This is a genomic window from Afipia felis ATCC 53690 (assembly GCF_000314735.2).
Taxonomy (GTDB): Bacteria; Pseudomonadota; Alphaproteobacteria; order Rhizobiales; family Xanthobacteraceae; genus Afipia; species Afipia felis.
This window is the reverse complement of the sequence record NZ_KB375270.1, coordinates 1337175-1350204: the sequence shown is the minus strand read 5'-3', so window position 1 is coordinate 1350204 and position 13030 is coordinate 1337175. Positions and strand designations below refer to the sequence as shown.

General features: G+C 62.0%; 8 protein-coding genes. 5 read left to right on the top strand and 3 right to left on the bottom strand.

Annotated elements, in window-relative coordinates:
- Nucleotides 1–170 precede the first annotated feature (170 nt).
- Entirely contained in the window at nucleotides 171–2774 is a 2604-nt protein-coding gene (gene hpnN / locus HMPREF9697_RS06420; RefSeq protein ID WP_040307834.1) for a hopanoid transporter HpnN, read from the top strand.
- Here hpnN and HMPREF9697_RS06415 read toward each other — a convergent pair.
- A complete protein-coding gene (locus HMPREF9697_RS06415) occupies nucleotides 2727–3335 on the bottom strand; it encodes a DUF2147 domain-containing protein (RefSeq protein ID WP_002716362.1) in 609 nt (202 codons plus the stop codon). The two genes, hpnN and HMPREF9697_RS06415, sit on opposite strands and share 48 nt — an antisense overlap.
- Before the next feature lie 123 nt (nucleotides 3336–3458).
- Between HMPREF9697_RS06415 and HMPREF9697_RS06410 the strand changes: the two genes are divergently transcribed.
- Nucleotides 3459–4850: an aspartate aminotransferase family protein gene (locus tag HMPREF9697_RS06410; protein ID WP_040307833.1), complete on the top strand. Its 1392-nt coding sequence runs from the start codon at nucleotides 3459–3461 to the stop codon at nucleotides 4848–4850.
- An 83-nt stretch (nucleotides 4851–4933) separates the two neighbouring features.
- Here the strand turns inward: HMPREF9697_RS06410 and HMPREF9697_RS06405 are convergent, their stop codons facing one another.
- A complete protein-coding gene (locus HMPREF9697_RS06405; protein ID WP_002716360.1) occupies nucleotides 4934–5170 on the bottom strand; it encodes a hypothetical protein in 237 nt (78 codons plus the stop codon).
- Between the two features lie 191 nt (nucleotides 5171–5361).
- Complete coding sequence (locus HMPREF9697_RS06400; RefSeq protein ID WP_002716359.1) at nucleotides 5362–6981, bottom strand: GMC family oxidoreductase; 1620 nt, start codon at nucleotides 6979–6981, stop codon at nucleotides 5362–5364.
- 129 nt (nucleotides 6982–7110) lie between these two features.
- On the opposite strand from HMPREF9697_RS06400, the gene HMPREF9697_RS06395 reads away from it, so the two are divergent.
- The 3 genes from HMPREF9697_RS06395 to HMPREF9697_RS06385 all read left to right on the top strand — a co-directional run bounded on the left by HMPREF9697_RS06395 (nucleotide 7111) and on the right by HMPREF9697_RS06385 (nucleotide 13029).
- Entirely contained in the window at nucleotides 7111–8286 is a 1176-nt protein-coding gene (locus HMPREF9697_RS06395; protein ID WP_002716358.1) for a M20 aminoacylase family protein, read from the top strand.
- 275 nt (nucleotides 8287–8561) lie between these two features.
- Nucleotides 8562–9782: an efflux RND transporter periplasmic adaptor subunit gene (locus tag HMPREF9697_RS06390; protein WP_002716357.1), complete on the top strand. Its 1221-nt coding sequence runs from the start codon at nucleotides 8562–8564 to the stop codon at nucleotides 9780–9782.
- A 118-nt stretch (nucleotides 9783–9900) separates the two neighbouring features.
- Complete coding sequence (locus tag HMPREF9697_RS06385) at nucleotides 9901–13029, top strand: efflux RND transporter permease subunit (protein ID WP_040308152.1); 3129 nt, start codon at nucleotides 9901–9903, stop codon at nucleotides 13027–13029.
- The last annotated feature ends 1 nt before the right edge of the window (nucleotide 13030 follow it).

Genomic DNA, 13030 nt, shown 5'->3' with positions numbered 1-13030 from the left:
GAGGGAGTGTATCATTACGGCAGCTATAACGCAGTAGTTCTCGGCAATTTTCCGTCTTATGCCACGATTGTGTGCCTGAAAGGCACCTATCCGGCAGGTCAGAGTTAACCCGCTGGCCTACCTAAACGCGCAATCCCTCAAGTTGATCGCTTCAAATAGAAAGAAAACCTGTGCTGACAAGGATTATCGTCTCTTTGGTCAAGACCTGTACGCGCCACGCATGGCTTACCGTACTTCTTGGCGTTATTTTGGCGGTCATAGCCGGTATATATGCATCGCACAATTTCGCGATTTCAACTGACGTTAACAAATTGATTTCCGAAAACCTGCCGTGGCGGCAGCGTGAGCTGGCCTACGAGAAGGCTTTTCCGGGCCGAAATGATCTGATTATCGCGGTTGTCGAGGCGGCAACGCCCGAACTGGCTGCCCAGGCGAGCGACGCGCTGGAGAAGAAGCTTACCCCCCAGACCGACAAATTCACCTCGGTGGTCCGCCCCGCCGATACACCGTTTTTCCAGAATAACGGTCTTTTATTCCTGCCAACGGCCGAGGTCGGCAAGATCACCGGCCAGTACGCGGCGGCGCAGCCGTTTTTCGACATTTTGCATGACGATCCCAGCATCCGCGGCCTGACCGGGGTGCTTCAGACCGCGCTGCAGGGCGTGGAGCGGGGGAAACTGCCGCGCGAGGCACTGGCGCGGCCCCTTAACCTTGTGTCCGAAAGTCTTGAGCAGATCCTCATGACCGGCAGCGGCACCTTTTCCTGGCGACAACTCACCAGCAACGAGGCGCTTCAGCCCTCCGACCTGCGTTCGCTGATTCTGATCCAGCCGATTCTGGACTATCAGGCGCTGGAGCCCGGCAAGGTTGCGACCGACGCCATCCGTCAGGCTGCGAACGATCTGTCTTTCGACAAGAATTTTCACGCCCGCGTGCGCCTGACCGGCCCGGTGCCGATCGCCAACGAGGAATTTGGCACGGTGCAGGAGGGCGCTCTTCTCAACGGCATCATCACGGTCCTGATCGTGATCTTCATCCTGTGGCTCGCGCTGCATTCGCCGCGGATCATTCTCGCTGTGCTGATTACGCTTGCTATCGGCCTGTCGGTGACGACGGCGGTGGCGCTGATCATCGCGCATTCGTTCAATCTGATATCGATCGCGTTTTTCGTGCTGTTCGTCGGCCTCGGCGTCGATTTCGGAATCCAGTACAGCGTCCGCTACAGGTCAGACCGTTACGACATCCCCGACCTGCAGGAAGCGCTGGAAGCGGCGGCCAAACATGCGGCGGTGCCGCTGACGCTTGCCGCCGTGGCCACCGCCGCGGGCTTCTTGTCGTTCCTGCCGACGCATTACAAAGGCGTATCCGAACTCGGCAAGATCGCTGGTGCCGGTATGCTGATCGCGTTCTTCATGGCGGTGACGGTGCTGCCCGCGCTCCTGAAACTGTTCAACCCGCCGGGCGAGAAGGAGCCGGTCGGTTACGCCTTCCTCGCTCCGGTCGACAAGTTCCTGGAAGACCACCGCATCGGCATCGTGGCAACCACGCTCGGCGTGGCGACGCTCGGCCTTCCGCTGCTGTATTTCCTGCATTTCGACTTCAACCCGATGAACCTGCGCAGCCCGAAGGTGGAATCGATCGCGACCTACCTCGACCTGCGCCGCGATCCCAACACGGCAACCAATGCGGTTGACGTGCTGGCGCCATCGCTTGCTGCGGCGAAGGAAGCCCAGCAGCGGCTCTCGAAGCTGCCGGAAGTATCCCGCACCACGACGCTGGAAAGCTTCGTGCCCGAGGATCAGCAGGCCAAGCTTGGTTTGATCCGCCGGGCCGCGGGCGCGCTCGATCCGATCTTCAAATCGCAGCCGGGTTCACCGGCAGAGGATTTCGATAACGTCGCGGCGCTGACGGATGCGGCGGCAGCCCTCAAGCGCACGGCCGGAAAATCTCCGCCGGACGTGGCTGCGGCCGCCAACCGTCTTGCAGGCGACCTGACGAAGCTCGCGCAGTCGGATAAATCGGTGCGCGACAAGGCTTCGGAGATATTCCTGTCGCCTTACCGCACTGTTGTGGAACAGGTCCGCAATTCGCTGAAGGCCCAGCCGATCACGCTGAAGACGCTGCCTCCGGAGATTGTAAGCGAGTGGATGACGCCGGACGGCCGCGCCCGTGTAGAGGCTTTGCCGACTGGCGATCCGAACGACAACGAGACGCTGCGCAAGTTCGCGGCGGCCGTTCAGAAGGTCGAGCCGACTGCGGTCGGCGGACCGATCTCGATTCTGGAATCGGGCCACACCATCGTGATGGCCTTCATTCAGGCGGGATTCTGGGCGCTGCTGTCGATCGGCGTTCTTTTGTACATCGTGCTACGGCGGTTCAGTGACGTGCTGCTGACGCTGGTGCCGCTGATCCTCGCGGGCGTGGTGACGCTGGAGATTTGCGTCCTCATCGGATTGCCGCTCAACTTCGCCAACATCATCGCGTTGCCGCTGCTGCTTGGCGTCGGCGTCGCGTTCAAGATCTACTATGTGACGGCGTGGCGAGCAGGGCACGTCAAGCTGCTGCAGTCGAGCCTGACGCGCGCGATCTTCTTCAGCGCGATGACGACTGCGACAGCGTTCGGCAGCCTGTGGCTGTCGAGCCATCCTGGTACGTCGAGCATGGGTAAGCTGATGGCGCTGTCGCTGGTGACGACGCTCGCGGCGGCGGTGCTGTTTCAGCCGGCCCTAATGGGCCGCCCCCGCGACGACGTCGGGGAGAAGACAGATGTCTGAACCGGGAGCCGGGGGCGTTGCTGCTCCCGGCACCGGGGCCGGAGTTGCGCCCTTTTGACCGATGGTCCGAGGGGCACCGGTCATCTTCGTGCCGGTATGTGGCGCGCCCGCATGCGGTGCTGTCGGATTGGCGGCGACCGGCGAGGCCGGTTCGGCGATACGCGTCCAAGTCTCGCCACCGCACAGGAAGCCGAGCACGCAGCCCTCGACCTTCAACTGGTTCGGTGACGCCAGCTTGATCGACGATTCATAAGTCTTGCCGTTCTTGGCGTTGTAGATGTGGCCGTTCCATTTACCCTTCTCGTCCTCGTCCGGCGTCATATCGAGGAGGACGGGCATGCCGAGGGTGGGACGGCTCTGCTTGGCCTTGTCAGGGTTCTTGCTGTCGATTCCGCCTGGCGTCTGTTCCGAGGCGACAACGCCCCAGAGGTGGCCGTTACAGTCGGCAATGCGGATGGTGGCTACGCCTTCCTTCACCCGCCATTCACCGGGAATGTCGGCGGCATGAGCAGCGCCGATGGTGCCGAGTAGAACGATGGCCGAACAAGCTATTTTCCGCATGAATCCTCGCGTAGGCTGCAAACGAAAGTAAACCGTATTTTCTCTGGATGTTCCATCCGGCCGATGACGGGCCGCGACGCTTTTTTGGTTGACGAGCGACCCATCAAACGACGTATGTACTGCATGGTGAAAGCAAATCTAGACATTTCCGAGATAGTCGCCGACCGCCAGTTTCAGCGCGGCGCGCTCCATACGAGATATCTGAACGAGCAACTCGTCCGGGTTCTTAAAACCATTGGTTATGACGTCGGGTTCCAGCGCGGGCAGGGGCAATACCTCTTTGATCGCGATAATGCGCGCTACCTCGATCTCCTCAGCGGTTTCGGGGTGTTCGCGCTCGGCCGTAACCATCCGGTGATTCGCGATGCCCTGAAAAGCGTGCTCGACAGCGAATTCGCCAATCTCGTCCAACTCGATATTTCCACGCTCGCCGGTGTTCTGGCCGAACGCCTGATCGCGCAGGTGCCTTACCTTGATAAGGTGTTTTTCGCGAATTCAGGGACGGAATGTGTCGAAGCCGCGATCAAATTTGCGCGCGGTGCGACCGGTCGCACGGGCGTGATCTATTGCGACCATGGCTATCATGGCCTGACCTACGGTTCGCTGTCGCTGACCGACGATGCGAATTTTCGCGGCGGCTTCGGCCCGCTCCTGCCGGATTGTTCGGTGATTCCCTTCAATGACCTCGAGGCGCTGGAAAAGGCGCTGATGTCGCGTCAGGTCGCGGCGTTTATCGTCGAGCCGGTGCAGGGCAAAGGCGTCAACATCCCGAGCGACGATTACCTGCCGGGCGCGGCTGCACTCTGCAAGAAGTACGGCACGATCTTCGTCGCCGACGAAATCCAGACCGGGCTCGGCCGCACCGGCCGCTTCCTCGCCGTCGAGCACTGGAATGTCGAGCCGGATATGGTGCTGCTGTCGAAATCGCTGTCGGGCGGCCATGTCCCAGTCGGCGCGGTGCTGATGCGCAAGGCGATCTTCGACAAGATTTTCGACCGCATGGACCGCGCGGTCGTTCACGGCTCGACCTTCGCCAAGAACGACCTTGCGATGGCTGCGGGCATCGCCACGCTCGAAGTGCTGAAATCCGAGAAGCTGGTCGAGAACGCCGAGCGCTGCGGCAATCGCATCGTCAGCACGCTGAGCGCGATGATCCCGCGTTACGAACTGTTGAAGAAGGTGCGCGGCAAGGGCCTGATGATCGGCGTCGAATTCGGTCCGCCGAAATCGTTTGCGCTCAAGGCGTCGTGGAATCTGCTGGAGTCGGCGAGCAAAGGTCTGTTTTGCCAGCTTATCACCATTCCGTTGTTCAAGGACCACAAGATCCTGACGCAGGTCGCGGGCCATGCGAGCCACACGGTGAAGATGCTGCCGCCGCTTACCATTACGGACGAGGATTGCACTTGGATCGAGAATTCGTTCGACGAGGTGATCGCGGCGAGCCATCGCGTGCCCGGCGCGGTGTGGTCGCTCGGCAAGACACTGATGGACAACGCGGTGCGCAAATCCGCGTGACGTAAAAATTATCTGACAGCAAAAAGCCGCCGCATCGGGGATGCGGCGGCTTTTTGTTTGGCCGAAATATTTCGCAGGCGGTCTTACTGGCCGTGGCTGACCAGAACGCCGTCGCACGCCTTGCTGATCTTCGCGCGATGCTGCTGCAGGCAGGAGAGGACCACGAGGTCGGACTGATCCATCACCGAGCGGCAATAGCGCGAAACGTCCTTCGCACAAGCCTTCTGCTCGTCGGGCGTGCCGCTGCGGCCCTGTCCCTGTGCCATGACCGCAGCCGTCGAGGACGCAAGCAATGCGGCAACGAGAAGTGTTCTAATCATTTTCGTCCTTTGTCTGATGGCGGTGCGATTCGCACTATAGATGCCACGCGGGTGAATACCAAACGCCACAAGCCCGACGCCGCCTCTGCGTGCCGGATTCCCAGCGTCATGTGTCTTCGGCACATGAGATGTTCCGCACCTTGTGCGTTTCAAATGTGGCAGCAATCATGGTGTCATATTCGACGATTTGCCTAGCGATTGTCCGCAAGAATGAAAGAGGAACCCTTCTCGGCGATCATGGCCGTCGGTGTGTTGGTGTTCCCCGAAGTGATGGTCGGCATCACCGAGGCGTCGATTACGCGCAGCCGTTCGATTCCGAAGAAGCGCAGCCGCTCGTCAACCACCGCGAGCGGATCGCTAGGCAGACCCATCTTCGCGGTTCCAACCGGATGGAAGATGGTGGTGCCGATATCGCCCGCCGCTTTGGCGAGCGAGGCGTCGTCGTCGCCGACGGTGGGGCCGGGGAGATATTCCTCAGGCTGGTAAGGCGCCATCGCGGACTGCTTCATTATCTTGCGAGTCACGCGAATTGCGTCGGCGGCAACCTTGCGGTCCTCGTCGGTCGACAGATAGTGCGGTGCGATGATCGGCTTCGCGATCGGATCGGCGGAGCGCAACCTGATTTCGCCACGCGAGGTCGGGCGCAGATTGCAGGCGCTGAGCGTGATTGCCGGGAAGGCGTGTAGCGGGTCGCCGAACTTGTCGAGCGAGAGCGGCTGCGCGTGAAACTGGATGTTGGCGCGCTCGTGTTCGGGACTTGAGCGCGTGAAGATTCCGAGCTGCGAGGGCGCCATCGTCAACGGCCCGCGCCGACGTAGCGCGTAGTCGATGCCCATCCACGCACGCTGTATCAGCGAGGCATAGACTTCGTTGAGCGTCTTGATGCCGGTGACCTTGTAGATCGCGCGCTGCTGCAGATGATCCTGCAGGTTTCGCCCGACGCCCTGACGGTCGAGAACGATGTCGATGCCGAGCGGCTCCAGCCATTCGCGCGGTCCGATGCCGGAGCGATGCAGGATTTGTACCGAGCCGATCGAGCCGGAAGTGAGGATGACCTCGCCTTTGGCGCGCGCCTCGAAGGTCTTGCCGTCGCGACTGTATCGCACGCCGACGGCACGGCCGTTTTCGACGATGAGTTTTTCGACCAGCACGTTGGTTTCGAGTCGCAGATTGGGGCGGTGCAGTGCGGGCTTGAGGAAGCCGCGCGCCGACGACCAGCGCCGCCCGCGCTTCTGGTTGACCTGAAAGTAGCTGGAGCCTTCGTTGTCGCCGGTGTTGAAGTCGGGAATCTTGCGGATGCCCATCTGCTCCGCGGCGGCGGCAATGGCGTCGAGCACGTCCCATGAAATGCGCGGCGGCTCGATCCGCCATCCACCGCCCGCGCCGTGATGTTCGGTCTCGCCGAGATAATGATCCTCGAGCGACTTGAACGACTTCAGGACATCCTCCCAGCCCCAGCCATTGAGGCCGAGCTGGCGCCAGTGATCGTAGTCCGCGGCCTGTCCGCGCATCGATACCATCGCGTTGATCGCCGAGCAGCCGCCGATCACCTTGCCGCGCGGATAATGCAGCGAGCGGCCGTTGAGGCCGGGCTCGGGTTCGGTGCGAAACATCCAGTCGGAGCGCGGGTTGCCGATGGCGAACAGATAGCCGACGGGAATGTGAAACCAGATCCAGTTGTCGTTGCCGCCGGCTTCCAGCGTTAGCACCCGGTTTTTCGGATCGGCGGACAATCGGTTGGAGACAATGCAGCCGGCAGTGCCGGCGCCTACGACAATATAGTCATAGTCACCTTCGAGCAGATCGGTCATGGGCGGAGCCTTCGGCATTTTGAAGCGTCAATCGGTCTTAACGCGCTGACCGGCGCGCCGCCATTGCACTTTGAGCCAGAGGCGCTGCCATGTTAGCCTTGTGCATCGCACTCTTTTCAGGTTCGCCGAATGCCGATCGTCAATCGCATCTCCGAATTCCAGCCCGACATTACCGCGTGGCGGCGCGAACTGCATGCGCATCCCGAGTTGATGTACGAGGTGCATCGGACGGCCGATTTCGTCGCCGCGAAGTTGCGCGAATTCGGCTGCGACGAGGTGGCGACCGGCATCGGCCGCACCGGCGTGGTCGGACGCATCAAGGGCCGCAAGCCTGCGCAGGGTGACGGCATCAAGGCCGTCGCCTTGCGCGCCGACATGGATGCGCTGCCGATCGAAGAGGAAACCGGCGCGCCGTATCGCTCGACCGTGCCGGGCCGGATGCATGCCTGCGGCCATGACGGCCACACCGCGATGCTGCTCGGTGCGGCGCGCTATCTCGCCGAGACGCGGAATTTCGCGGGCGAGGCCGTGGTGGTGTTTCAGCCTGCCGAAGAAGGCGGCGCCGGTGCTGCGGCGATGCTCGACGACGGGCTGGCGGACAAATACGAGTTTGACGAGATTTATGGGATGCACAACGCGCCCGGCATGGCGGTCGGCACGTTCGCGCTGCGCGCCGGCCCGGCCATGGCGTCGACCGATCATGTCGACATCGAGATCGAAGGCATCGGCGGTCATGCTGCTGCGCCGCATAAGACGATCGACCCGGTGTTGGCCGGCTCGCAACTGATCGTCGCCCTGCAATCGATCGTCTCGCGGTCTGCCGATCCGCTGGAGTCGGTGGTGATTTCGATCTGCCAGTTCAAGGCAGGTGATGCGCGCAACGTCATCCCGCAGACCGCGACGCTGATCGGGACGGTGCGCACGTTGACGCCGCAGATGCGCGATCTGGTCGAAAAGCGGATCCGTGAGGTTGCGGCCGGCATCGCCACGCTGACCGGGGCGAAGATCGCCGTGCAGTATCGGCGCGGCTATCCAGTGTTGGTCAACCATGCCGGCCAGACCGAGATCGCAGCGCAGGTGGCGGACGAGGTGGCCGGGCGGGAGCGCGTCAGCCGCGATATGCCGCCTTTGATGGGGGCGGAGGACTTCGCTTTCATGCTGCAGGCGCGTCCGGGGGCCTTCATCTTTCTCGGCAACGGCGACAGCGCGGGCTGGCACCACCCGGCCTTCGACTTCAACGACGAGGCGGCCGTTTTCGGCACGTCATACTGGGTCCGGCTGGTGGAAACGCGGCTGCCCGCGTGAATCGGCCGAAATCGTCGTTTTTTCAGGGGATTGAAGGCTCCGCCGGTCTTTCTGTGGAGCGGAATTAACACATAATCGAAGAAGTGATCGGAATTCCGCCTGGCTGCGATGTTTTGGATTGTCGACAAGCCAAAACCGGCCCTATAGACGGCCAGGGTTGGCGGGATACCGTCATCACCGGGTTGTGACCTTTGTGCCATGGATGATGGCTGTTTCGTCTCCTCTTTCACGGGATCGTTCGCGTGTTGGATCAACGCCCTTCCTTGAAGGACATCATGGCCCGGATTGGCCGCAAGAGGGCGCTGTTCGGCGCATGTGCCGTGCTGGTCGCAGGTGTTGCGATTTATGGCGGCTCCTATCTGCTGGCTCCGACTCCGCAGCTGTCCGATATTTCCAGCAGCGCGGTGCGCGACCCGACCCGCTACAAGCCGACGGACGTGGAATGGGCGAGCCTGACGGTGGCGCCCGCGATGCAGAAAGTCTTCCGCGCCGAGCACGTCACCGAAGGCAAGATTTCCATCGATGAGGATCGCTCCACCCAGGTGTTCTCGCCCTATACGGGGCGGGTGACGAAACTACTGGTGCGCGCGGGCGAGCATGTCGAGCAGGGACAGCCATTGTTCCTGCTCGAGGCCACCGATACCGTGCAGGCCCAGAACGATTTTATCGCCGCGCTGACGGCGACCAACAAGGCGCGTTCCGCACTCGACCTCGCGCAGACGCAAGGCAAGCGCGCCAAGGAGTTGTTCGAGGGCAAGGCAGTTCCGCTGAAGGATTACCAGTCCGCGCAGGCGGCCGAGATTCAGGCGGACAACGACATGCGTTCGGCGCAAACCGCGCTGGAGGCGGCGCGCAATCGCCTGAAGATTCTCGGCTTGAACGATGACGCCATCGCCTCCTTCCAGAACAAGGGACGCATCAACCCAGAAATGACCGTCGTCGCGCCGATCGCGGGCACCGTGGTCCAGCGCAAGGCCGGGCCGGGGCAGTATATCAATGCGGGTGCGACCGATCCTGTTTTCGTGATCGGTGATCTCTCCACCGTGTGGCTGGTCGGTTACGTCCGCGAGGCGGATGCCGACGATGTCGCGGTGGGACAGGACGTCTCCTTCACCGTGCTGGCGTCGCCGGGGCGTTCGCGTACCGCGCGGATCAACTACGTCGCGACCGCGATTGATCCGACCACGCGGCGTCTGACCATCCGCGCGACCATCGACAATTCCGACGCGAGCCTGAAGCCGGAAATGTTCGCCAACGTCACGATCTTCTCGCCGGGCGACCATCCGGCGGTGGCCGTGCCGAAGCAGGCCTTGATCTATGAGGCCGATAACGTTCGCCTCTGGATTGCCCACGAGAACAAGACCATCGAACTTCGTCCGGTGAAGGTCGGCCTGTCCAGTGGCAATCTCGTCGAGGTGACGGAAAACCTCCGGCCCGGCGAGCAGGTCGTCGTCAAGGGCGGGTTGTTCATCGACCGCGCGGCGTCCGGCAGCTAATGATGGCGCAGGCGATCACCCGATGCCGCGGGCTGTGGCAAAACCGAAGCGTCCGCGGCTGGCCTGAAGCCGGTGCTGACCGTTTGCGGGCGGTGTTCGTTCGAGGGGCGCTGGCTTGATCGACCGTCTCGTTGCCTTTGCCGTTGAGCGCCGCTTTCTCATTCTCGGCATTTTCGCCGCGATCGTCGTCGGCGGTCTGATCGCGTTCAACCAACTCAACATCGAAGCCTATCCCGATCCGACCGCTCCGATGGTCGACGTCGTCACCCAAAGCTCGGGCATGTCGGCCGAGGAGATCGAACGCTACATCACGATTCCGATCGAGACGCAGGTGGCGGGCATCAAGAACCTGCGCGTCATTCGCACGATCTCGCTTTACGGACTGTCCGACGTCAAACTGCAGTTCTCGTTCGACTACACCTATGACGAGGCCCTGCAGCAGGTGCTGAACCGGCTGTCGCAACTGCCGCCGCTTCCGGGCGGGGCGCAGCCTTCGATTTCGCCGTTGAGTGCGGTCGGCGAAATCTACCGCTATCGTCTCGTCGGGCCGCCGAATTACAGCGTGCTCGACCTCAAGACGCTGCAGGACTGGGTCCTGCAGCGGCGCTTCCGTTCGATACCGGGCGTAATCGACGTCACCGGCTGGGGCGGCAAGACCAAGACCTACGAGTTGCAGGTCGATTTCAATAAGCTAGCGGCAGCGGGCCTGTCGCTGCCGCAACTCCTGCAGGCGGTCAGCAACGCCAACATTAACGTTGGCGGCAACACCATCAATATAGGCGCGCAGTCGGCCGTGGTGCGCGGTGTCGGCTTGATCCGCTCGGTGGACGATCTCGCCAACACCATGATCTCGCAAAGCGGCGGCAATCCAATCCTGGTGAAGGACGTGGCCAAGGTCGAGATCGGCTACAAGCCGCGGCTTGGCATTGCCGGCATGAACGAGGCCGACGACATCGTGCAGGGCATTGTGCTGATGCGACGCGGCGAGAAAAGCTCGCCGACCATCGCGCGGGTCGTGGATGCGGTGGAGAAGATCAACACCTCAAATATCCTGCCGCCCGGCGTGCGGATTGAGCGCATCTACGACCGCCAGGACCTGATCGACATCACCACCGCGACCGTTCTGCACAACATGGTAGTCGGCATCATCTTGATCGTGCTGCTGCAATGGCTGTTCCTCGGCGATCTGCGCAGCGCGCTGATTGTCGGCGCGACGATTCCGTTCGCGTTGTTCTTCGCTGTCATCATTCTTGTGCTGCGAGGAGAATCCGCCAATCTGCTGTCGGTCGGCGCGATCGACTTCGGCCTGATCGTGGATGGCACCGTCATCATGGTGGAGGCGATCTTCCGGCGGCTGTCGAACATCACCGAGCTGTCGTCGACAGAAGAGCAGGCGATGTCGCCCGAGACCATGATGGGCATGAAGAGCCACGGGATTTTCAGCGCAGCCGCCGACGTGTCGCGCTCGATCTTCTTCGCGGCGGCGATCATTATCGCCGCGTTCCTGCCGCTGTTCACGCTGAGCGGAGTCGAAGGCAACATCTTCGGCCCGATGGCGCGGACTTATGCCTATGCGCTGGTCGGCGGGTTGCTGGCGACCTTCACCGTGACGCCAGCGCTGAGCGCTATTATCCTGCCCGCGCATGTTCGCGAGGTTGAAACCCGCGTGGTGCGATGGCTGCATGCGCGCTACGTGCCGCTGCTGAAATGGTCGGTGGCGCACACGAAATACGTGATTACCACGGCGGGCGTGCTGCTGCTTCTGACCTTTGTTTCGATCCGGATGCTGGGGCTGGAATTCCTGCCGAAGCTCGAGGAGGGCAATCTGTGGATTCGCGCCACGCTGCCGTCCACCATCTCTCTTGAAGCGGGCAATACCTACGTCAACGAGATGCGGCGCCTGATCGCCGCACGGCCGGAAGTGCAGTCGGTGGTGTCGCAGCACGGTCGTCCGGATGACGGCACCGACGCGGCGGGCTTCTTCAATGCGGAGTTTTTTGCGCCGCTCAAGCCTGTCAGCCAGTGGCCCGGAACGCACGACAAGGACAAGATCACCACGGAGCTGCTCGAGCAGCTTCACGCAAAATTCCCCGGCGTCGAATTCAACTTCTCGCAGTATCTGCAGGACAACGTCGCCGAAGCAGTGTCGGGCGTGAAGGGTGAGAACTCGATCAAGCTCTACGGCAACGATCTCGTCGAACTCACCGAGACGGCCAACAAGATCAAATCGGTGCTGGCGACGGTGCGGGGCATCACCGACCTGTCGGTGTTCACCTCGCTCGGCCAGCCGACGATCCAGATCGACGTCGACCGCGTTCGCGCGGCGCGCTACGGGCTGTCGCCGGGTGACATCAATGCGACCATCCGCGTCGCCATCGGCGGCGACAGCGCCGGCGATCTGTACGAGCCGGGCAGCGACCGACATTTCCCGATCATCGTCCGCCTCGCACCGGAATATCGCAAGAGCGCCGAGAGCATCCAGAACCTGCGCATCGCCGCACAGGGTCCGAATGGCATCACGCAGATTCCACTGAGCGAGGTCGCGACCATTAAGCTCGTCTCCGGCGCGGCCTACATCTATCGCGAGCAGCAGGAACGCTATCTGCCGATCAAGTTCTCGGTCCGTGAGCGTGATCTCGGTAGCGCCATCCGCGAAGCGCAGGAGAAGGTGGCAGCCGAGGTGAAGCTGCCGTCGGGCACGCATATGGAATGGGTCGGCGAGTTCGGCAATCTGCAGGACGCGATCAAGCGGCTGTCGGTCGTGGTGCCGATCAGCCTGGCGCTGATCGCGGTGCTGCTGTGGTTCAATTTCGGCTCGATGGTCGATACCATGCTCGCGATGAGCGTGATCCCGATGGCTGTGCTGGGCGGCGTTCTCGGCCTGTTGCTCAGCGGCGTGCCATTCAGCGTATCGGCGGCGATCGGCTTCATCGCGCTGTTCGGCGTCGCCGTCATGGACGGCATCATCATCCTGTCGCAGTACAATCAGTTGATCGACGAAGGTTTCGACCGCTTCAAGGCGGTGATCCGTACCGGTGAATTGCAGATGCGGCCGGTGCTGATGACCTGCGCTGTCGCAGGCATCGGACTATTGCCCGCCGCGATGTCGACGGGTATCGGCTCGCAGGTGCAGAAGCCGCTGGCACTGGTCGTGGTGTCCGGTATGGCACTCGCGCCGTTCGTGATCCTGATCACACTGCCGGTGCTGATCCTGCTGTTCTCGCGGCGGGGACGCGAGAAAGCATAAA

What these genes read in the sequence shown, in the direction of transcription:
- HMPREF9697_RS06400 (WP_002716359.1), bottom strand. Translation starts at nt 6,981, where the DNA reads ATGACCGATCTGCTCGAAGGTGACTATGACTATATTGTCGTAGGCGCC.
- HMPREF9697_RS06415 (WP_002716362.1), bottom strand. Translation starts at nt 3,335, where the DNA reads ATGCGGAAAATAGCTTGTTCGGCCATCGTTCTACTCGGCACCATCGGC.
- HMPREF9697_RS06405 (WP_002716360.1), bottom strand. Translation starts at nt 5,170, where the DNA reads ATGATTAGAACACTTCTCGTTGCCGCATTGCTTGCGTCCTCGACGGCT.
- HMPREF9697_RS06395 (WP_002716358.1), top strand. Translation starts at nt 7,111, where the DNA reads ATGCCGATCGTCAATCGCATCTCCGAATTCCAGCCCGACATTACCGCG.
- HMPREF9697_RS06410 (WP_040307833.1), top strand. Translation starts at nt 3,459, where the DNA reads ATGGTGAAAGCAAATCTAGACATTTCCGAGATAGTCGCCGACCGCCAG.
- HMPREF9697_RS06390 (WP_002716357.1), top strand. Translation starts at nt 8,562, where the DNA reads ATGGCCCGGATTGGCCGCAAGAGGGCGCTGTTCGGCGCATGTGCCGTG.